This window comes from Caproicibacter fermentans, from assembly GCF_009746625.1.
GTDB lineage: Bacteria > Bacillota > Clostridia > Oscillospirales > Acutalibacteraceae > Caproicibacter > Caproicibacter fermentans.
In genome coordinates, this window is record NZ_VWXL01000046.1 from 52080 (window position 1) to 72196 (window position 20117).

19 protein-coding genes and 2 other annotated features are annotated in these 20117 nt (G+C 52.9%); of the genes, 7 read left to right on the forward strand and 12 right to left on the reverse strand.

All coding sequences use genetic code 11. The annotated features are described in order from the left end of the window. Nucleotides 1-84 precede the first annotated feature (84 nt). The 3 genes from CAFE_RS06625 to clpB all read left to right on the forward strand — a co-directional run bounded on the left by CAFE_RS06625 (nucleotide 85) and on the right by clpB (nucleotide 4570). Nucleotides 85-1065 (forward strand): D-2-hydroxyacid dehydrogenase, encoded by a 981-nt coding sequence (locus CAFE_RS06625; protein WP_066647868.1) that lies wholly within the window; start codon nucleotides 85-87, stop codon nucleotides 1063-1065. A 194-nt stretch (nucleotides 1066-1259) separates the two neighbouring features. Then, a complete protein-coding gene (locus CAFE_RS06630; protein ID WP_066647872.1) occupies nucleotides 1260-1925 on the forward strand; it encodes a ribbon-helix-helix domain-containing protein in 666 nt (221 codons plus the stop codon). A gap of 38 nt (nucleotides 1926-1963) precedes the next feature. Next, entirely contained in the window at nucleotides 1964-4570 is a 2607-nt protein-coding gene (clpB, locus tag CAFE_RS06635) for an ATP-dependent chaperone ClpB (protein WP_156990169.1), read from the forward strand. Nucleotides 4571-4659: 89 nt separating this feature from the next. On the opposite strand, the gene CAFE_RS06640 is transcribed toward clpB, so the two are convergent. The 12 genes from CAFE_RS06640 to CAFE_RS06695 form a co-directional block, all read right to left on the reverse strand. Continuing rightward, nucleotides 4660-5259, reverse strand: coding sequence for a TetR/AcrR family transcriptional regulator (locus tag CAFE_RS06640; RefSeq protein WP_066647878.1), 600 nt, complete (start codon nucleotides 5257-5259; stop codon nucleotides 4660-4662). Between the two features lie 443 nt (nucleotides 5260-5702). Continuing rightward, nucleotides 5703-6542, reverse strand: a complete 840-nt coding sequence (locus CAFE_RS06645) for an Mrp/NBP35 family ATP-binding protein (RefSeq protein ID WP_066647880.1) — start codon at nucleotides 6540-6542, stop codon at nucleotides 5703-5705. A gap of 71 nt (nucleotides 6543-6613) precedes the next feature. Next, nucleotides 6614-7567, reverse strand: coding sequence for an NAD(P)H-dependent glycerol-3-phosphate dehydrogenase (locus CAFE_RS06650; protein WP_066647883.1), 954 nt, complete (start codon nucleotides 7565-7567; stop codon nucleotides 6614-6616). A 97-nt stretch (nucleotides 7568-7664) separates the two neighbouring features. Then, on the reverse strand, nucleotides 7665-8594 hold the full coding sequence (gene cysK / locus CAFE_RS06655; RefSeq protein WP_066647886.1) for a cysteine synthase A: 930 nt from the start codon (nucleotides 8592-8594) through the stop codon (nucleotides 7665-7667). 203 nt (nucleotides 8595-8797) lie between these two features. Next, the gene (gene leuB / locus CAFE_RS06660; RefSeq protein ID WP_156990159.1) at nucleotides 8798-9871 is read right to left on the reverse strand and encodes a 3-isopropylmalate dehydrogenase; all 1074 of its coding nucleotides are present in this window, start codon (nucleotides 9869-9871) and stop codon (nucleotides 8798-8800) included. A gap of 22 nt (nucleotides 9872-9893) precedes the next feature. After that, entirely contained in the window at nucleotides 9894-10379 is a 486-nt protein-coding gene (leuD, locus tag CAFE_RS06665; protein WP_156990160.1) for a 3-isopropylmalate dehydratase small subunit, read from the reverse strand. Nucleotides 10380-10381: 2 nt separating this feature from the next. Further along, on the reverse strand, nucleotides 10382-11656 hold the full coding sequence (gene leuC, locus CAFE_RS06670; protein WP_156990161.1) for a 3-isopropylmalate dehydratase large subunit: 1275 nt from the start codon (nucleotides 11654-11656) through the stop codon (nucleotides 10382-10384). 13 nt (nucleotides 11657-11669) lie between these two features. Then, nucleotides 11670-13208, reverse strand: coding sequence for a 2-isopropylmalate synthase (locus tag CAFE_RS06675; RefSeq protein WP_276529264.1), 1539 nt, complete (start codon nucleotides 13206-13208; stop codon nucleotides 11670-11672). A gap of 76 nt (nucleotides 13209-13284) precedes the next feature. Beyond that, nucleotides 13285-13534, reverse strand: a binding site (T-box leader). Between the two features lie 100 nt (nucleotides 13535-13634). After that, the gene (locus CAFE_RS06680) at nucleotides 13635-14441 is read right to left on the reverse strand and encodes an ABC transporter ATP-binding protein (protein WP_461949999.1); all 807 of its coding nucleotides are present in this window, start codon (nucleotides 14439-14441) and stop codon (nucleotides 13635-13637) included. Further along, on the reverse strand, nucleotides 14419-15339 hold the full coding sequence (locus CAFE_RS06685) for an ABC transporter permease (RefSeq protein WP_066647896.1): 921 nt from the start codon (nucleotides 15337-15339) through the stop codon (nucleotides 14419-14421). Before CAFE_RS06685 ends, CAFE_RS06680 begins: the two co-directional genes overlap by 23 nt. An 18-nt stretch (nucleotides 15340-15357) precedes the next feature. Next, nucleotides 15358-16401 carry an ABC transporter substrate-binding protein gene (locus CAFE_RS06690; RefSeq protein WP_156990162.1) on the reverse strand — a complete coding sequence of 348 codons (1044 nt, stop codon included), beginning with the start codon at nucleotides 16399-16401 and terminating at the stop codon, nucleotides 15358-15360. A 115-nt stretch (nucleotides 16402-16516) separates the two neighbouring features. After that, nucleotides 16517-16766 (reverse strand) — a binding site (T-box leader). Between the two features lie 37 nt (nucleotides 16767-16803). Next, nucleotides 16804-17199: an MmcQ/YjbR family DNA-binding protein gene (locus tag CAFE_RS06695; protein WP_066647902.1), complete on the reverse strand. Its 396-nt coding sequence runs from the start codon at nucleotides 17197-17199 to the stop codon at nucleotides 16804-16806. A gap of 146 nt (nucleotides 17200-17345) precedes the next feature. On the opposite strand from CAFE_RS06695, the gene CAFE_RS06700 reads away from it, so the two are divergent. The 4 genes from CAFE_RS06700 (at nucleotide 17346) to CAFE_RS06715 (ending at nucleotide 20058) form a co-directional block, all read left to right on the forward strand. Then, entirely contained in the window at nucleotides 17346-17981 is a 636-nt protein-coding gene (locus CAFE_RS06700) for a cytidylate kinase-like family protein (protein ID WP_066647904.1), read from the forward strand. 53 nt (nucleotides 17982-18034) lie between these two features. Continuing rightward, complete coding sequence (locus CAFE_RS06705) at nucleotides 18035-18508, forward strand: DUF1540 domain-containing protein (RefSeq protein ID WP_066647906.1); 474 nt, start codon at nucleotides 18035-18037, stop codon at nucleotides 18506-18508. A gap of 171 nt (nucleotides 18509-18679) precedes the next feature. After that, nucleotides 18680-19585: a GDSL-type esterase/lipase family protein gene (locus tag CAFE_RS06710; protein ID WP_156990163.1), complete on the forward strand. Its 906-nt coding sequence runs from the start codon at nucleotides 18680-18682 to the stop codon at nucleotides 19583-19585. Between the two features lie 5 nt (nucleotides 19586-19590). Continuing rightward, a complete protein-coding gene (locus CAFE_RS06715) occupies nucleotides 19591-20058 on the forward strand; it encodes a DUF4358 domain-containing protein (RefSeq protein WP_066647911.1) in 468 nt (155 codons plus the stop codon). Nucleotides 20059-20117 lie beyond the last annotated feature (59 nt).

Sequence of the window (20117 nt, forward strand, 5' to 3'; positions counted from 1 at the left end):
ACGAATGCTCAGGGAAACAACCGTTTTGTTTTGGAAAAGCCTGTGATATAATGGAATAAAATTGTAGATAGGAGTATGGATACCATGGACAAAAAAACAATCCTGTTTGATTTTCCCGAAGGCTTTAAGGCGGATGAAATTCGCCGGGCAAAACTGCGGGGAATTGCGCCCGATGCCGAACTGATTTTTCAAGATAACAACGAGATCAATCAGGACTTGATTGCAAAGGTTAATATTCTGATTGGAATGCCGCGCCGGTCCATACTGAAATATGCTTCTAACCTTGAATGGCTGCAGCTTCTCAGCGCAGGAGCGGATCTGTATACCAAGCCCGGCGTCCTGCCCGACGGAGTCACCCTTACCAATGCCACAGGCGCCTACGGAAAATCCATGTCGGAATACATGATTTGTTCGGTGCTCAGTCTTCTTATGGATTTCCCCCATTACCGTGACAATCAGCGGCAGCATCAATGGAAAAGCAGCGGAAAATCGAGGCATGTCCTCGGTACCACCGCCCTTGTCGTCGGCCTTGGAAACATCGGCAGCGAATTCGCAAAACGGTACAAAGCGCTGGGCGGCAAAGTGATCGGCGTAAAACGCACACCGGGTGAAAAGCCCGATTATCTGGACGAGCTGTATACCGCCGACCGGCTGGACGAGCTTCTTCCCCGCGCGGATGTCGTCACCCTCAGCCTGCCGTCAACCGGCGAAACACAGCATTTGTTCGGCAAAGAAAAGATCGGCCTGATGAAACCCGACGCCGTTCTTGTCAATGTCGGTCGGGGAACCGCAGTCGATACCGATGCTCTCAGCAAAGCCCTTTATGCAGGAAAGCTTTATGGAGCCGCACTCGATGTTACGGACCCGGAGCCCCTGCCGGCGGAGCATCCGATCTGGGACGCGCCGAACACCATCATTACCCCGCACATCTCAGGCAGATGGGACGCCCGCGAAAACTTCGAACGGGTTTTTGAAATTATCTGTACAAACCTGTCCCGCTATTTTGATAACAAAACCTTGATCAATATCGTCGATCTGTCCACCGGTTACAAGAAGAACGACTGACGGAAAACAATTTGAAGCAATCCCTTCCTGCCCCCGGCTTCTTTGCCGGGGGAATTTATTTTCTGTTTTTTCATTAAAACGCGTTTTTCCGAAACAAATCACCTATCACGCTATAATTTGCAAGACTATTTATATAAATTGTTTGACAAATTATTTTTAGATGATTATAATTTAAAAAGAAACGAGGTGTGGGAATGGATCGCAATGTCTACAGTATTGTGCTGCTGGAAGAATTGGTGGACGCGGTGGACCGCCTTGCGTGCGAACGGGGAATCAGCCGAAGCGGAATGATTAACCGAATCCTTGCGGACTACCTTTCCTGTGCCACTCCGGAAGAAAGAATCGGAAATATCTTCAGCTGTATGGAACAATATTTTTCAGCCGCGGAAAATTTTCAGGTGCGTTCCCGTCAAAGTGAGACCATGCTGACCATCCGCAGTTCCCTGAAATACCGTTATCATCCGACCGTTCGTTACGCGCTGGAGCTTTTTCGGGAGAATTCGAAGGCCATTGGAGAGCTGCGGGTCACCTTGCGTACAAAAAGTGCCGTGTTGGAAGATCTTCTGACCGAATTTTTCACTTTCCGGGGCAAAATGGAGCAGCGGTGGCTTGGAGCGCATTTCCCCGGCGACCATGTCCCGTATGGGATCGGACCCGGCCGCTTTACCAGAACTTTAGTCGCCCCCGCTTCCGAACAGGACCGAACGGCGGAAAAAACATCGGAAGCAATCTGCGACTATATTTTGGAATTTGACCGGGAATTGAAGCATTACTGCGCCGGTTCCGATTCTCCCATCAAAACGCAGGTAAAACTGGAATGGGAATATCAAAATCACATTAAGAAAAACATAATCATATAAAAATAAGTTTCAGACAGACAAAAGGGGGTTTGGGATTGATGGATACTCAGAAGTTTACTCAAAAATCACTGGAAGCGATTCAGCAGGCTCAGAATATTGCGATTGAAAACAGCAATATGCAGGTCGGGCAGGAACACCTGCTGCTGTCCCTGCTGACCCAGCAAAACGGACTGATTCCTCAACTGATCAAGAAAATGAGCATTGACTCGGAGGCCCTTATCCGTGATGCTCAGGAGCTGGTGAACCATCTGCCCGGCGTGACGGGTCCCGGCCGGGAACCCGGGAAAATTTATGTTTCCTCCGGTACGGACGCCGCTTTGACCGAGTCTGAACGCCTTGCGGAGCGGATGAAAGACGAATATGTTTCTGTGGAACATGTCATGCTCGCTCTGATTGACCGCCCGGATCCGGAAATCCGCAAGTTGTTCGATCGTTATGGGATCAACCGCAATTCTTTTCTCGCTGCGCTTTCCACGGTAAGGGGAAGCACGCGCGTCACCAGCGACAATCCGGAGGAAACCTATGACGCTCTGGCGAAGTACGCACAGGACCTGGTATCCCTTGCAAAGAACCACAAGCTGGATCCCGTCATCGGCCGTGACGATGAAATTCGCAACGTAATTCTGATTCTTTCCCGCAAGACAAAAAACAACCCCGTCCTGATCGGCGAACCCGGAGTCGGCAAAACCGCGATTGCAGAAGGTTTGGCGCAGCGCATTGTACGCGGAGACGTCCCGAACAGTATTAAGGACCGCAAAGTGTTTTCCCTCGATATGGGCGCGCTCATCGCGGGCGCCAAATTCCGCGGCGAGTTTGAGGAGCGTTTGAAGGCCGTTCTGAACGAAGTCAAAAAGAGCGAAGGAAAAATCATTCTCTTTATTGATGAGCTGCACACGATTGTGGGCGCCGGCAAAACGGAAGGGAGCATGGACGCCGGAAATCTGCTCAAGCCGATGCTCGCCCGCGGAGAGCTGCACTGTATCGGCGCGACCACGCTGAACGAATATCATCAGTACATTGAGAAGGACGCGGCTCTGGAACGCCGGTTCCAGCCCGTCATGGTTGAGGAGCCGAGCGTGGAGGATACGATCTCGATTCTTCGCGGACTGAAGGAACGCTATGAGGTTTTTCACGGCGTGAAAATTCAGGATCAGGCGCTGATCGCTGCGGCGGTACTGAGCAACCGCTATATTTCGGACCGTTTTCTGCCCGATAAGGCCATCGATCTGATTGACGAAGCCTGCGCGATGGTCCGCACGGAAATCGACTCGATGCCGACCGAGCTGGACGATATTTCCCGCAGGATTATGCAGAGAGAAATCGAAGAGGCTGCTTTAAAGAAGGACTCGGATCCGCTTTCCAAAGAACATCTGGCACAAATTCAAAAAGAACTGGCGGATGAACGCGCCCGCTTTAAAGAAATGAAAGCGAAGTGGGAAAATGAAAAGCAGGCGATCAGCAAAGTGCGCGGACTCCGCGAGCAGATCGAGCAGGTTAACGCGGAAATTGAGAAAGCGGAACGGAATTACGACCTGAACAAAGCGGCGGAACTAAAGTACGGAAAACTTCCGGAGCTCGAAAAGCAGTTAAAAGCGGAGGAAGCGGTCGCGGAGAAAACTCAGAATTCCGATTCTCTTCTGCATGACCGCGTCACGGAAGACGAAATCGCGCGGATTGTCGGGCGCTGGACCGGAATCCCGGTGTCCCGCCTGGTGGAAAGCGAGCGGGAAAAGCTGCTGCGGCTCGGAGATATTCTTCATCAGCGCGTTGTCGGTCAGGACGAAGCGGTCCAAAAGGTGACGGATTCCATTCTTCGGTCGCGGGCGGGAATTCAGGATCCAAACAGACCGATCGGCTCGTTTTTGTTCCTAGGCCCCACCGGAGTCGGCAAAACGGAGCTGGCTAAGGCGCTGGCACAGGCACTATTCGACGACGAAAAGAACATGGTTCGAATCGACATGACGGAATATATGGAAAAATTCTCCGTATCCCGCCTGATCGGCGCCCCTCCCGGTTATGTCGGATACGAGGAAGGCGGCCAGCTGACGGAGGCCGTCCGCCGGCACCCGTATTCCGTGGTTCTGTTTGACGAAGTGGAAAAAGCCCACCCGGACGTCTTCAACATCCTGCTGCAGGTTCTGGACGACGGGCGGATCACCGACTCGCAGGGACGCACCGTCGATTTTAAAAACACCATTCTGATTCTGACCTCAAATCTCGGTTCGGACCGGATTCTGGAAGGGATCAATCAGGAAGGACAGATCAGCGAGGAAGCCAGAAGCCAGGTCACCGCATTGCTGAGGCGTCAGTTCCGTCCGGAATTTTTGAACCGGCTGGATGAAATCGTCTTCTACCGCCCTCTGACGCGGAAAGAAATAGACAAAATTGTAGACCTGCAGATCGCGGCGCTTCAAAAGCGTCTGAGCGGCAAACAACTCAGCGTACGCCTCACTCCCGCCGCAAGGGAATTTGTCGTAAACCGCGGCTATGATCCTGTTTACGGTGCAAGGCCGCTCAAGCGGCTGATTCAGAGCAATGTCGAAACGCTGATTGCCAAGATGATTCTCTCCTCCGCCTTGCCCCCCCAGACCGAGTTGATCATCGACAGCGACGGGGAACAGTTATTCCCCAAAACCGAAAAATAGCCCCCTCCCTACGGAGGGGCGAACGAAAAGAGGACCGGCTTTTCAGCCGGTCCTCTTTTCACAGAAAGAAAAAATGTGCCATTCATGAGTCATGCCGAATTCCGCTGAGAAAATGATCTGTCCTGAAGGACGCCTGTTCCCATACCGCCGTCATGATCTAGCAAATGCAGGAGGCATTCAACCTGCACACGAAGCAAGCTGCTTTCACCGAGTACGCGGTCGCCGATCATAATGCTTAACAACAGAAGCTGAACGGCGGACTCCTTTGCCGCTGAATCATCTTCGTCTTCCGCATCTGCATGCGATGATGTGGAAAGGATGCGTTTGCTGAAGTCGTGGACAATCGGAGAACACATGACGCTGTAAGTAGGGCTGGTCAAGACCTGTATGATGAACTTGGCTTCATCTGCAGTTTCATAACTGAGATTGAGAAAACTTCTGACCCTGGATTCAAAATCCTCTTCCGGATCGGACAGAACCTGCAAAAGCCGCTCAAGCTCTCCTTCCAGATATAATCTGACGCATTCGACAACAATTTCATCTTTGTTTTTAAAATATTGATAAATGGAAGCTTCATTCATTTTCGCCTCGCCGGCCAATTTTTTTACAGGTGTTCTGTCAATTCCATTCTCTGAAAACGTTTTTATAAAACACTTCAGATACTCTTTTTTGCGTTCTTCCCGGTTCACTTCATTCCCTCCATTTCTTGCTTCTATTTTAATTGTATGACATAATAATTATTATACAAAAAAGAAAATAAATTATATTTTTCGATATTTTTTTGTTTTTCAAACATTTTTTAGCTTTTTCAAACCAATTCTTTTAAAAATAATTCTTATGATTCAATTTAAATCAAAATGGAAAGAAAATGATCAACAAATATGAAACATAAAAATTGTCTTCTATGCACAAATCTCAATTCACTCTGTAAAACGCAGGGAATTTCTTTCTGTGCCCCGCCGCTTATCTGTCCTGCTTCAACTTCCAAACAAATAAGCCCGTCTCTTGTCATAGTAAAATCCCCTTAGCGCAGTCTTGAAATCTTGTTGTTATTCCAAGTATCTGCCCCAAAGGGGATTATATCAATGCAAAGGCGGGTTTATTGGTTTTGGTTGTCCTGTTCCGTGTGAAATCAGCCTTTTGTCAGGCGCTCCACCTCGTCGGCCGCGTCAGAAAGCCACGGAACTTCAATGTCCTCCGCATTCCCGGCATCGCACTCAGCGGAAACCTTCGGGTCCAAAGGACATCTGCCAAGAACTTTCAAGCCGAATTTCTGCGCCGTCTGTTCCAAATGGCTTTCTCCGAAAACAGTAATCTCTTTGCCGCAGTCCGGGCATTTGACATAGCTCATGTTTTCAACAATCCCAAGAATTGGAATATTCATCATTTTGGCCATGGAAACCGCCTTGGAAACAATCATGGAAACAAGCTCCTGCGGCGAAGTGACAATGACTATCCCATCCAAAGGAATAGACTGAAAGACCGTCAGCGGTACGTCGCCGGTTCCCGGAGGCATGTCGACAAACAGATAATTTACATCCTTCCAGACAACATCCGTCCAGAACTGCTTGACCACATTCGCAATAATCGGCCCGCGCCACACAACGGGAGCGTTCTCATCCTCCAGCAGCAGGTTGACGGAAATAACGTCGATTCCCGTGCGGGTTTTGACCGGAACAATTCCATTCTCGTTCCCCATCGCATGCTGATGAATCCCAAACACCTTCGGAATCGAAGGGCCTGTCACGTCAGCGTCCAGCACGCCGGTATGATACCCGCGGCGGTTGAGCTGAACGGCCAGCAGGGAGGTAACCAGGCTTTTTCCCACGCCGCCCTTGCCGCTGACAACGCCGATGACCCGGTCTATTTTACTCTGCGGGTTCGGCTTCGCCAAAAAATCCTGAGGTTCCGTGCGAGAAGAGCACGATTCCCCGCAGGAGGAACAGTCATGACTGCAGTTTTCTTCACTCATTAAAATAACTCCTTTTTTACAACATACGGGCTTCTTTTTCCTATTCTAAGATTCTATACTAAATTTGTCAACTAAAATTCCATTTTGATGCTTCGCAGAAACAGGTCGGAAAGAACGCGGTTCGGTTCTTCTCCCTGATTGATCACGCGGTTCACCGCGTCGCTGATGGGCAGCTCCGCCTGATATTGCCGCCCGAGCGTCAGCATCGCCTTTGTAGTCGCGACTCCTTCCGCAAGTTCGCCGTAGTCTTCGCCGCGCACAAACGCTTCGCCGAACCGGCGGTTGTGGCTGTAGGGCGAAAAAACAGTCGCTTCGTAATCCCCAAGATGAGCAAGGCCGTAGGCCGTAATTTCATTGCCGCCCATTTTTCGGATCAACCGGGCGATTTCTCTTGTCCCGCGCGACATCAGCGCCCCCTTTAATGCGGTTTTGTTCAGTCCGTCCAGCATCCCGGCGGCAATGCCGATGACGTTTTTAGAAGCCGCGCCAATCTCGTTGCCGATGAGGTCGTCCCCATAGTAAAAACGGATCAGGTCGCTGGAAAACGCATTCACCAGCTCCTTTTTCACCTGCATGGAGCGGCTGTCGATGACCATACAGTTTGGAATTCCGCGTGTAAAGTCCTGCACATGGCCCGGCCCGACCCAAACGGCAACCGGCGTATCCGGACGGTATTCCTCAAAAATCTGCGTCAGCCGCTTCCCTGTCCCCGCCTCCAATCCTTTCATGCAAAGCACTACGGTTTTTCCGGCAAGATCGCGGGAAGAGAGCTGTTCCATCAGGGAACGAAACGACTGCGCGCCGATTGATATGACAAGAATTTGAGATTTCAAGGCCGCGCCAAGGTCGGAAGTCAGGTTCATTTTCTCATCCAGAGTAACAAGCCCGTTCGTTCCGGTTTTTCGAAGCTCCGTAAACTTCCGGGAGCTTTCCCTTCCATATAATGTAATCTGATGCCCGATTCCATTCAGATACCATGCCAAAAAGCTTCCCCAGCGGCCGCAGCCGATGACGGAAATCTGCAAATAAATCCACCTCCCAGATTTAGTATATCAGTATCATAGCAAAAAAAACGGGGCCGGACAACCGCCCGCTCCCGTTTTTTCACGAAAGATTCTGTTTTCAGTCGAACACGCCAGTTGAAAGATACCGCTCGCCGGTGTCCGGCAAGAGCGCAACAATCAGCTTTCCTTTATTTTCGGGCCTCTTCGCAAGCCGGAGAGCCGCGAAAACCGCCGCGCCGGAAGAAATCCCGACCAAAAGCCCCTCGCTTTTCGCCAGATGGGCGGTCGTTTCGAACGCGTCTTCATTCGTCACCGTGATCACTTCGTCCAGAATCTTGACGTCGAGCGTTTCCGGTATAAAACCGGCGCCGATTCCCTGAATCCGGTGCGGGCCCGCTTTTCCCTGAGAAATCACAGGAGACCCCGCGGGCTCCACGCCAACCACCTTCACATTCGGATTGTGTTCTTTCAGCGCGCGTCCCGTACCGGAAACCGTTCCGCCGGTGCCGATGCCCGCGACAAAGAAGTCCACTTTGCCGTCGGTATCGCGCCAAATTTCTTCTCCGGTGGTTTTACGGTGCATCTCCGGATTCGCCTGGTTGATAAACTGACCCGGAATCAATGAATTCGGGATTTGGGCGTGCAGCTCGCTGGCTTTTTCAATCGCGCCTTTCATTCCCTTCGCGCCCTCCGTCAGGACAAGCTCGGCTCCCAGCGCCGCAACCAGGCGCCGGCGCTCCAGACTCATGGTGTCCGGCATGGTCAGAATCAGTCGATAGCCTTTCGCCGCCGCCACAAACGCAAGACCTACGCCGGTATTCCCGCTGGTCGGCTCAATCAGCGTGGTGTCCCGATTGATCAGACCCTTTTCTTCCGCATCCCGAATCAGCGCATAACCGACGCGGTCCTTTACGCTGGAAAGCGGATTAAAGGATTCCAGCTTCGCCGCAATGGTTGCCTGCGCGCCTTTTTCTTTCTCAAAATTGGACAGTTCCAGCATCGGGGTATTGCCGATCAGTTCCGTCAGATTCTTTGCTATTTTCATCATTTTAGCGCTCCTTTTTCGTTGTTGGTTTTATTTCATAGTATTCATACTATAATAATATGTTATTTGCTGTTATTATTATATGCAAGGAACGAAACAATGTCAAGCTTTTTTATGATTCTGATCAAATTTTATTCCGAGCATGAAAAAGGGACGGTCTCAAGCGGCCGTCCCGGTTCTTATCTGCCCGTTTTTATCATTCTATTCTAAATGGCGTTTGCAACGATTTCCGCCATTTTCCGGCACCCCGTCACGGTTTCTCCCTGCGCGGCGATGTCCTTTGTGCGGTACCCGCTTGTCAAAGCCGACTGAACGGCGGCTTCCACCGCCCGCGCTTCCTCCTCCATACCAAACGAGATTCTGAGCATCATTGCGGCGGAAAGAATCGTCGCCAGCGGATTCGCGGCGTCCCTGCCCGCGATATCCGGCGCGGAACCGTGAATCGGCTCATAGAGTCCGCGCGTCCCGTCCCCCAGCGACGCGGAGGGCAGCATTCCGATGGAACCGGCCGCCATGCTCGCCTCGTCGGAAAGAATGTCGCCGAACATATTTTCCGTGACGATGACGTCGAACTGTCCCGGATCGGAGACCAGCTGCATCGCGGCACTGTCCACCAGCTGGTCGCGGTACTCCACCTCCGGGAACCTCTCGCTCAGACGGTGCATCACGCTCCGCCACAGGCGGGAGGTGTCCAGTACATTGGCCTTATCCACGCTGACCAGCTTTTTCCGGCGTGTCATCGCCTGCCGGAACGCAATGACGCCGATCCGTTCAATCTCTTCCTCACTGTATTCCATTCGGTCAAACGCAGACTTTTTTCCGTTTTCCTTCGTTACTGTTCCCCGCTTGCCAAAATAGATCCCTCCGGTCAGTTCCCGAACCATCATCAGATCAATTCCGCCGTTTACGCGTTCTTCCCGCAGCGGGCAGGCCGCGGCCAGCTCCTGATACAAATAGGCGGGCCTCAGGTTTGCGAAAAGGCCCAGCGCGCTTCGGATACCCAGAAGGCCGCGTTCCGGGCGGTCTTCCACCGGAATCGAGTCCCATTTCGGTCCTCCGACCGCGCCGAGCAGAACCGCGTCGGCCTGTTTGCAAACCGCAACGGTGTCTTCGGTCAGCGGCTTGCCGCAGTCATCGATGGAAGCGCCGCCGATTAACGCCGGTTCAAAGCGAAACCGATGTCCGAATTTTTGTTCCACGCGTTTCAGCACCGTTACGGCGCCGTCCACGATCTCAGGTCCGATGCCGTCCCCTTTGAACAGTACAATCATTTTTTCCATAATCGTCACCCCGCGTATTCGTTTAGCATTTGCTCAACGAGTTTAAAAGCCCGTCCGCATTGATAATCTCACGGATAAATTCCGGAAACGGCTCCGCCTGATAGGTTTCTTCCCTTGTTTTATTTGTAATGACGCCGCTGTCGAAATCGATGGAAATTTCATCCCTCTGCCGGATGTTTTCGGCGGCCTGCGGGCATTCCAGAATCGCAAGGCCGATGTTGATGGAGTTGCGGTAAAAAATGCGCGCAAAACTTTTTGCGATGACACAGGATACCCCGCAGGATTTAATGGCGAGCGGCGCGTGTTCGCGGGAAGAGCCGCAGCCGAAGTTGCTGCCGCCGACAATGATGTCGCCCGGCCGCACCTTTTGCGCAAATGCCGCGTCGATGTCCTCCATGCAGTGTGAAGCCAGATGCTTCGGGTCGGAGCTGTTCAGATACCGGGCGGGAATAATGACGTCCGTATCAACATTGTCCCCGTAAACAAAGACCGTTCCGTTTGCCTGCATTTTCAGTTTCCCCCTTGTTCGATTTCTTCCGGTGATGCGATCCTGCCGAGAATGGCGGAAGCCGCCGCCACGGCCGGACCCGCAAGATAAATTTCTGAGCTTGGGTCCCCCATACGCCCGACAAAGTTCCGGTTTGTCGTTGCCACGGTGCGCTCGCCCGCCGCCATGATTCCCATATGCCCCCCAAGGCATGGCCCGCAGGTGGGCGTGGAAACGGCGCAGCCCGCCTCAATAAAGGTATAGAGGTAGCCAAGGCGCATCGCTTCCCGGTAAATGTGCTGTGTCGCCGGAATGACGATCACCCGGACATTTTCCGCAACCTTTCTTCCTTTGATGATCTCTGCGGCGGTTGCGAGGTCGCTCAGCCTGCCGTTGGTGCAGGAACCGATGACCACCTGATCAATAGCGATATCGTTCACTTCATCCGCGGGTTTCGTATTGGACGGCAGGTGCGGGCACGCCACGACGGGGCGAAGCTCTGAAAGGTCAATTTCCACCGTTTTTTCGTATGGAGCGTCCGCGTCGGCTTCGTAAACTTGATATTCCCGATTCACGCGGCCCTTCATGTACGCGATTGTCGCTTCGTCCACCGGAAAAATCCCGTTTTTTGCCCCTGCTTCAATCGCCATATTCGCAATGGCAAAGCGGTCGTCCATCGAGAGGGCCGCAACGCCGTCTCCCGTAAACTCCAGCGATTGATATCTTGCCCCATCCACGCCGATCATCCCGATCAGCGTTAAGACCACATCTTTTCCGCCGATCCATTTTTTCGGTTGCCCGGTCAAACGCACGCGGATCGCGGAAGGGACCTTAAACCAGCACTCCCCCGTCGCCATGCCCGCCGCCATATCGGTGGAACCGACTCCGGTGGAAAACGCGCCGAGCGCCCCATAGGTGCAGGTGTGGGAATCCGCGCCGATGACGGCTTCCCCCGCCGCGACAAGGCCCTGCTCCGGCAGCAGCGCGTGCTCAATTCCCATCTGGCCCACATCATAGAAATGCGTGATTCCGTTGCACTTGGCAAATTCGCGGCACTGTTTGGACTGCTCCGCGGCTTTGATGTCTTTATTCGGTGTGAAATGATCCAGAACAATCGCGATTTTATCACGGTTGAACACACCGCTTAACCCGTGCTTTTCAAATTCATTGATTGCGACGGGCGTGGTAATATCGTTGCCGAGGACCAGATCAAGCTTCGCGCGGATCAACTGGCCCGCCCGAACTTCAGGCAGACCCGCATGGTCCGCCAGGATTTTCTGCGTCATTGTCATTGCCATGCTGTGTTCCTCCTTAATCCATCCGTGATTCCATACGGTTTAACGCGTTGACATACGCCGCGAGGCTGGCGCCGATGATATCGACATTGAGTCCTCTGCCGCTGACAATCGTCCCCGCCGAATTTTTCAGCCGGACAACAACTTCGCCGAGCGCGTCGTCGCCTTCCGTCACCGCCTGAATTGAAAAATTCTCCAATGTGTAATCCTTCCCCGTCACCGCGTCGATTGCGGAAAGGGCCGCGTTGACCGGACCGGCCCCGATTCCGGTCCCTTCCACGATTTTCTTTTGCCCCGATTCCACGACCCCCAATTTTACCATAGCGGAAGCGGAGTTCACGGAGCTTGTGTTGACCACATAGGATTCCAGTGTATAAATTTCCTCGATTTTCATCTTCGCCGCGCCGGAGAGCAGCGCCTCCAAATCAAGGTCAGTAACGTTTTTCTTCAGGTCGGCCAGCTTCTTGAAAGCTGAAAAAGCCTCCGACAGGGCCTCCGAAGAAAGTGCATAGCCGAGTGACTTCAGTTTTTCTTCAAACGCGTGACGCCCGGAGTGCTTGCCGAGAACCATCGTATTATGGGAAATTCCAATGCTTTCCGGCGTCATGATTTCATACGTCAGGCGATCGTTCAGCACGCCGTGCTGGTGGATTCCCGCCTCGTGCGCAAACGCGTTCGCGCCCACAATCGCCTTGGTCGGCCCGATCGGCACGCCGGTAATCGCAGAGAGCTTTTTACAGGTTTTATAAATTTTTGTCGTATCCACGCCGGCCGCCGCCTGATAATAGGATTGCCGGGTTCTCAGAGCCATTACGATTTCCTCCAGAGAGGCGTTCCCGGCACGTTCGCCGATGCCGTTCACCGTGCATTCCACCTGAGTTGCCCCCGCCCGCACGGCGGCAAGTGAATTCGCGACCGCCATGCCGAGGTCGTCGTGGCAGTGGACGGAAATTTCCGCCTTTTCAATGCCCTTTACATTCTCTTTCAAATACGCGATCAGATCGTACATTTCCTGCGGCGTCACATATCCCACCGTATCCGGTACATTGATGACATTTGCGCCGTTCGCAATCGCCGTTTCGTAAACCTTCACAAGGAATTCCCAGTCCGTGCGGCTCGCGTCCTCCGCGGAAAACTCAATATCCTCCACCAGAGTTTTTGCGTAACGAACCATTTCGCCGGTCTGGCGCAGCATTTCCTCCCGCGTCATGTGCAGCTTGTGCTGCAGATGAATGTCGGAGCTTGCGAGAAACACGTGGATGCGCGGTTTTTTTGCTTTCTGAACCGCGTCAAACGCGGTGTCGATATCCGATTTTGTCGCGCGTGCCAGACTCGCCACCGTTGTTTTCTGCAAAACATCGGCAATCTGCCGAACAGATTCAAAATCCTCCGGGGATGAGACCGCGAAACCGGCCTCGATCACATCGGCTCCCAGTTCTTCCAGCTGTGCCGCCATTTCCAGCTTCTCCCCCAGATTCATGCTGCACCCGGGGCTTTGCTCGCCGTCGCGCAGGGTTGTGTCAAAAATCTTGATTCTTCTCATGGATTCTGTCATACGATTGCCTCCATCCGTCAAAATGATTTCATCACGATTTGCAGAATCGGGGAAAACAAAAAACACCGTCGTCTCAAAAAGAGACGACGGTGAAATCCTGTCGCGGTACCACTCTTTGTTGGCATTGTTTCCAATGCCCACTCGGCCTGCATCCATCAATGCAGTTCTCCTGTAACGGGGAGAAACCGTTCCGCTCTACTGGGTATGAAAACCGTTCGGCAGACTGCTCTAAGGTGAGTTATACATCTGCCCGGCACCGTTTCGCAGCAAACAACGGCTCTCTGAAACTCGGTTGCAGATGCTTTGATCCCTATCAACGCATTCCGTGATTCAATTTAATTGGCATTATAGCGTAGAAACTGCCGGCTGTCAAGAGATTTTAATAAATCATTAAAATTTTCAATACATTTTCACAAGAAGACACAATCAGACGTCATTCCCGTCTTCAACGCTGATCTCGTTGAATCGTTCGGTCAGATCGTGGATTTTCAGGGCATTCTTTTCCCCGTCGCAGACGTCCAGAACCGCTTTCCCGCGGTGCATCATCACAAGACGGTCGCCGTAAGCCAGGGCAAAACGGAGGTTGTGCGTCACCATCAGGGCCGTCAGCCGCTTCTCCCTGACAAAACGCCGCGTCAGTTCCATCACATTTTCACTGGAAGAAGGGTCGAGCGCAGCCGTGTGCTCGTCGAGAATCAGCAAATCGATCGGCGTCATCGTGCAAATCAGAAGGGCCAGCGCCTGCCGCTGGCCGCCCGAAAGGTTCGCGACCGGCAGGTCGAGCTGATCCTCCAGCCCCAGCTTCAGCAGTTCCAATCTGGAACGGTACTCGTCGATCTTCTTCCGGCTGACCCCGCGGGAAAGCCCGTAGCGTTTTCCCTTCCGGTCGGCAAGGGAGAGATTTTCCAGAATCGTCAGCTGCGGGCAGGTGCCGAGCGACGGGTCCTGAAACACGCGGCCGATTCGCCGGGAACGCACATGCTCCGGCTCGCGGGTAATCTCTCTGCCGCCGAGAAAAATGTTGCCCGCGTCCGGCGTTTCCCCGCCGCAAAGGAGGTTCAAAAGGGTCGTTTTTCCGGATCCGTTGCTTCCGATGATACAGACGAAACGGCCTTGAGGGACCGAAAGGTCAAAATGATCGAACAGCTTCAGTTCACTGACCGTCCCGCTGTGAAAGGTTTTATCGATCTGCCGGAATTCCAGCAGCGGTTCAGACTTCCGTTCGACTAACATGTTTCTTCCTCCTTCCTGTCGGCACCGTTTTGTAGGCTACCAGAACGACGGTCAGCAGCACCGCCATTAACAGCTTCATGTAGTTGGTCGGCAGGCCCATCTGCAGCGCGGCTACCAGAACGCCGCGGTACAGAACCGCGCCCAGGATGACTGCCGTTGTGGAACGCAGAAACCGGATGCCGGAAAAAATATTGACCCCCACAATGACTGCCGCAAGGCCCAGAACGATCATGCCGGTCCCGCTGTAGATATCGGCGGACTCCTCCCGCTGGCAAAGAATGCACCCGGAAAGCGCAGCAAGGCCGTTGCCGAGCATCAGACCCAGAATTTTCATATTGCCCGGGTCCTTTCCAAGCGAAACGACATACCGCGGATTGTTCCCGGCGGCACGCAGCAAAAGGCCGGATTTTGTTTTTAAATATTCATCGAGCAACAGCTTAACGAACAGGCAGGAAATAAACGCGACCACAAGCGCCCGCAGGCTGTTATGGGAATCCGAAATCAGCGCCGCCGGGCCGGAAGTGTAAATGGTCGGCTGGTTGTAAAACGGCGTGACCGCGCTGCCGGAAGTAACGGCAAGATTGACGCTCCACAAGGCCGTCATGACCAGAATTCCGGAAAGCAGGTCGGTGATGTGCAGTTTCACATGCAGAAGACCCGTCACGCCGCCCGCGGCCGCCCCGCACGCAAACGCCGCCATGCAGGCAAGCCACGGATTCAGTCCGGAGGCGATCATCACGCCGGCCACGCAGGAACCGAGCGGGAACGTCCCCTCGACCGAAAGGTCCGGAAAATTCAGCACCTGATACGTCACATAAATTCCGAGCGCCATGATGCCGTAGACAAAGCCCTCCTGCAACACGCCGGTCAGTAGTCCCAAAAACACATCCAATGCCATCAGCCCCCCCGATTGTTTTTACTGCGCAACGTTTTCCGCGCCGGTATAGTCTTTGGGAAGAGAAATTCCCAGCTGCTTCATCACTTTATCGTTATATACCGGTTTGCCGAAATCCACCGTGTAGACCGGAGTCGTCGCCGGGTTCGCCGTGCCGTCCAATACCTTTGCGGCCATCTTGCCGGTTTCTTCTCCAAGGGCAACGAAATCAATGCTGACGGAGGCAAGGCAACCGTCCTTCACCTGTTCCACTTCAGAACCGAAAATCGGGATTTTTGCTTCATTTGCGGCCTGAAGCAAGCCGGGCAGATGGTTGACGACGTTGTTGTCCGTAAAATTGTTGATGCAGTCGACTCCTTTGGAAATCAGCGTCTTGACCGCCGGCTCTACGTCGGAGGAGCCCGTTACGCCGATTTCAACCACTTCAAAGCCGTATTTCGGCGCGATGCTCTGGAATTTTTTCAGGCAGGCCGTGGAATTCGGTTCGCTGGTCGTGTGCAGCACGCCGATTTTCTTCGCGTTCGGCAGAAACGCGCGGATCATTTTGATCTGATCCTCCAGCGGCAGAACGTCGGAAGATCCGGTGCAGTTGACGCCGGGTTTTTCCAAAGACTTTACGATTCCGGAGGCGACCGGGTCGTTGACGGAAGTAAAAACGGTCGGAATATCCGCCGACTTCGCCGCTCCGTACAAAGCCATCGCCGCCGGAGTCGCGATGCCCATCACCATGTCATACTTTTTCGCCACCATTGCCTTTGCGATGGTCTTGGCATTGTTGGGATCCGCCTGTGAATTTTGAAAATCGACGGTCAGATTTTCGCCCTCCCTGTAGCCGGACTCCTCCAATCCCTTCATAAAGCCCGTATGGCAGTTGTCAAGCGACGGATTCACGGCGTATTCGATGATGCCGATCGATTTCGACGCTTTTGCCGAAGAACCGGACGACCCGGCGGAAGAAGCCGGCGCCGCGGAAGAAGCGGAGCCGGAGGCCGAACAGGCGCCGAGCGCGCCGGAGACAAGAACGGCGAGAGCCGCCGCGCCGATTTTTGTACCAAAGTTTTTCATGTGAGATACCCTCCCGAAAATAATATTCTTCCCAAAACAACACGGAATGAAACCCGGATTCCGCCGCCGCCGTCCGGCTTCGGCAGCACGCAAAAAAAGCCCTTGCCCCTGCAATTACAGGGACAAGAGCCTAAACTCCTGCGGTACCACCCACGTTGGCGAAAATCGCCCGCTCATTCCATGCACCACCATGCACGCTTCCTTGGTAACGGGTGAAGATCCCGTCGGACACTACTCGGCAAAAAAGCCTTTCGTCCCGCCCTCATAAGTCCATTCGTCCGGAACATCCCCGCCACAATCTCACCGCCTGCGGCTCTCTGAAGAAAATACAACCCCGGAGTACTACTCTTACTCGCCGGTTTTTTATGTTGATATTTAGTATATGCCGGGCCGGATTTTTTGTCAAGACTTTCTTTTCTTTTGCGCAAGCGTGAGCCGGAAGCTCCGTTCCACCCAGGCGAACAGCTCCGCCTCCGGAACGCCGCCGTCCAGCCGGACGCCGATCCAGTGTTCCTTGTTCATGTGATACGCCGGGCTCACGCTCCGGTAAACTCCGCGCAGAAAATCGGCCTCGGCAGGGCCGCATTTCAGGTTGATGTTGAGAAACCCGCCGCGCTCAAAAATCAACGCGAAGCTTTTCCGGTTTTCCCTGTGCCGCATGACGGTCCAGGCGTCCGGCGAAGACGGATCTTCGTCAAACGGGTAGTCTTCGTAAGCGCCGGGAAAGCGGAGGCAATAATCGACAAGTTCCCTTCGTGCCGGGACATCGTTTTTTCCCGTTCTGTTCTTCTCCCTCATTGCAGTCAAGCTCCTTTTCATTTTAATATAATCTGATTTCGCAGGCAAGTCAAGCGAAGACATCCATGGAAAAAAAGCCTCATTCCTCTTGTTTCATGATATAATGAAAGCAGATCCAAATGAAGCGGAACTGGAGGGAAATCAGCATGAAAACCGTAATTACCATCGCGAGACAGTACGGCAGCGGAGGCCGGGAGATCGGACAAAAGCTGGCGCAGCGTTTTTCGGTCCCTTTTTATGACAGGGAGCTGATCGCGACGGCCGCGAAGCGAAGCGGATGGAGCCGTGAAATTCTGGAACAGGCGGATGAAAAAGCCGGAAGCAACCTTCTGTATGCAATGATCATGGGAAACAACTATCCCTATGCGGAAAACGCCATCGCATCCGGACGCCTGCCGATCAACGACCGTTTGTTTCAGCTTCAGGCGAAACTGATTCGAGAGGCGGCGGAAGCGGGGCCGTGCGTTATTGTGGGCCGCTGCGCCGACGATATTCTGCGGGGAAAGAAAAACGTGTTCAGCGTATTTCTGCGCGCCGACCTTACGTTCCGGAAAGAGCGCGCCGTAACGGAGTACGGCGTGCAGCCTGAAAGCGCGGCGGGCTGGGTCGCAAAGCAGGATAAGCAGCGCTCCGGCTATTATCACTTTTACACGGACGAGAAATGGGGGGACGCCGAAAATTATCATCTGTGCGTTGATACTTCTTCCATCGGAATTTCAGGCACGGAACAACTGATTGCGCGGGCCGTCGAATTGCATGAAAATCAGACTGGGCAGGAATAATCCGCGTCGTCCGGCACACAATAGATAAAAATTAAAGATTGAGGTGCCGCAATATGACGAATTTACATTGTGATGTTACAAGCTGTGGAAATAACAAAAGCAAGTTCTGCTGCCGCCCCGATATTATGGTGGGCGGCCCGCGCGCAAGCGTGAGCACCCAAACCTACTGTGCAAATTTTATAGACACCGAAGAAAACAGAGGGGTCCCGAAAAACGCGGTCGATCATCAATCCCCGAATCCGTCACTGGACATTCATTGTGAAGTGACAAAATGCGTTTATAACGAGGACCGGGCCTGTTCCGCCGATCACATCGATATCCGGACGACCAAGGTTAACAACGGTCAGGTCAAAACGGAATGCGCAACCTTTGAAAACCGGAGCGACGGCGACGGCGGGAGCCGAAATTCGGTCGGTTCTGGCGGTCAGAATTCTCAGGGAAAAGGCTACGGCGCATATTCCGCCGCATTGCACGAATCAAGTGAAGAAACCAAAGGGTTCGGATCAACGAACAATCCGACATATTAATCACGGATTCGGAAGCATGGCTCACAGCCATGCTTCTTTTTTTGGTCTTAGTTCCGGCATTCCCGCAATTATTATCATCCATGAATTAGTTACGATTATGATACAATGGTTGAAACTGGAATCCTGTGTATGGTATACTTGATTGCAGATTAATCCGGGAGGGAAAAAAGGATGAAGTTACGACATTTGGCCGTTTCCGTCCTAATAGGCGCAGTATTGCTGTCCGGGTGCGGGAGTAAACAGACCATGGCGCCGGTCGTCTCCGCCTCGCCGTCTTCGACGGCTGTTCATCAGGAAAGTTCCGGTCTCGTTTCCTCAGAAAGCGCTCCCTCGCTGACCGGCACGAATTCCGCCGAAGGATCTTCAAGCGGCTCCTCCGCGGTTTTAAGCCGGACGGCTTCTTCTGTAACTTATATCCCACCGGTTTTGAAAAGTGTAGCGGAAAGCGCGGAGGCAAGCCCGTCCTTTCTGGATCATGCGGTTTTTGTCGGAGACTCCGTCACGCTGAAGTTGAAAAACTATGTTTTGAAAAAGAGAAAATCAGACCCGGGATTTTTCGGCACCGCCGCTTTTCTCACCGCGGGCAGCATGGGCAGCGGAAACGCTCTGCAGCCGCTCGGCAAAGATTCCATCCATCCCTATTATAACGGCGAAAAAGCACTGTTGGAAGACAGCGCCGCAAAAATGGGAGCGGATAAAGTCTATCTGATGCTCGGCATCAACGACGTGGCTCCCTATGGTGTGGAGGGCGCGGCTGAAAATCTTGAAACGCTGACGAAACGATTCTGTGATAAAATCCCCGGCGTAAAAATCTATATTCAGTCCGCGACACCGATGCTTGCGGACAAGCAGAAAAAAACGCTGAATAATCCGAACCTGGAACGTTACAACAAACTGGTTTCCGAGATCTGTGAAAAGGATGGATGGTATTTTCTGGACGTCGCCTCCGGGATGAGGGACGATACCGGATCGTTGAAACGGAATTACTGCAGCGACCCGGATGATCTTGGGCTGCATTTCACGGATGCGGCCTGCGACGTCTGGATTCATTATATTCTGACACATACCGGAGGTTGAACCGCATGAAACGGACTTTTCTTTTCCTCCTGACGCTTGCCGCGGCCCTGTTTCTTTGGACCGGATGCTCCAAAGCAGCCCCAAAAGAAGCGGACCTGACCAAGGTAATGGAAAACATGAAGCAAAAAATTACAAATACTCAGATGATGGACCTTTCTTCCGAAGACCTTATGCCGAATTACGGCGTCGACCCCAAGGACGTTAAACAATTTGCGGCCTATGTGGACTCCACCGGAACCAAAGGCGATGAAATCCTGCTTTTTGAAGCTTCTGACGACAGCGCTGCCGGAAAGATTGAGGAAAAGCTGAGCGACCGCTATCATCAGAAGGAAATCGAAATGAAGGATTATCTGCCTGAGGAATACGCGATGCTGGAAAAATGCAAAGTGGAACGCGACGGTAATTTCGCGGCATTGATCGTATCCCCTCAGTTCGAAGACCTGGAACAGATTTATCATAATTCGCTCAAATAAATCATAAGATCAACCGTAACGCCGAGGGACAAATTCCCTCGGCGCTTTTTGTGGCAAGT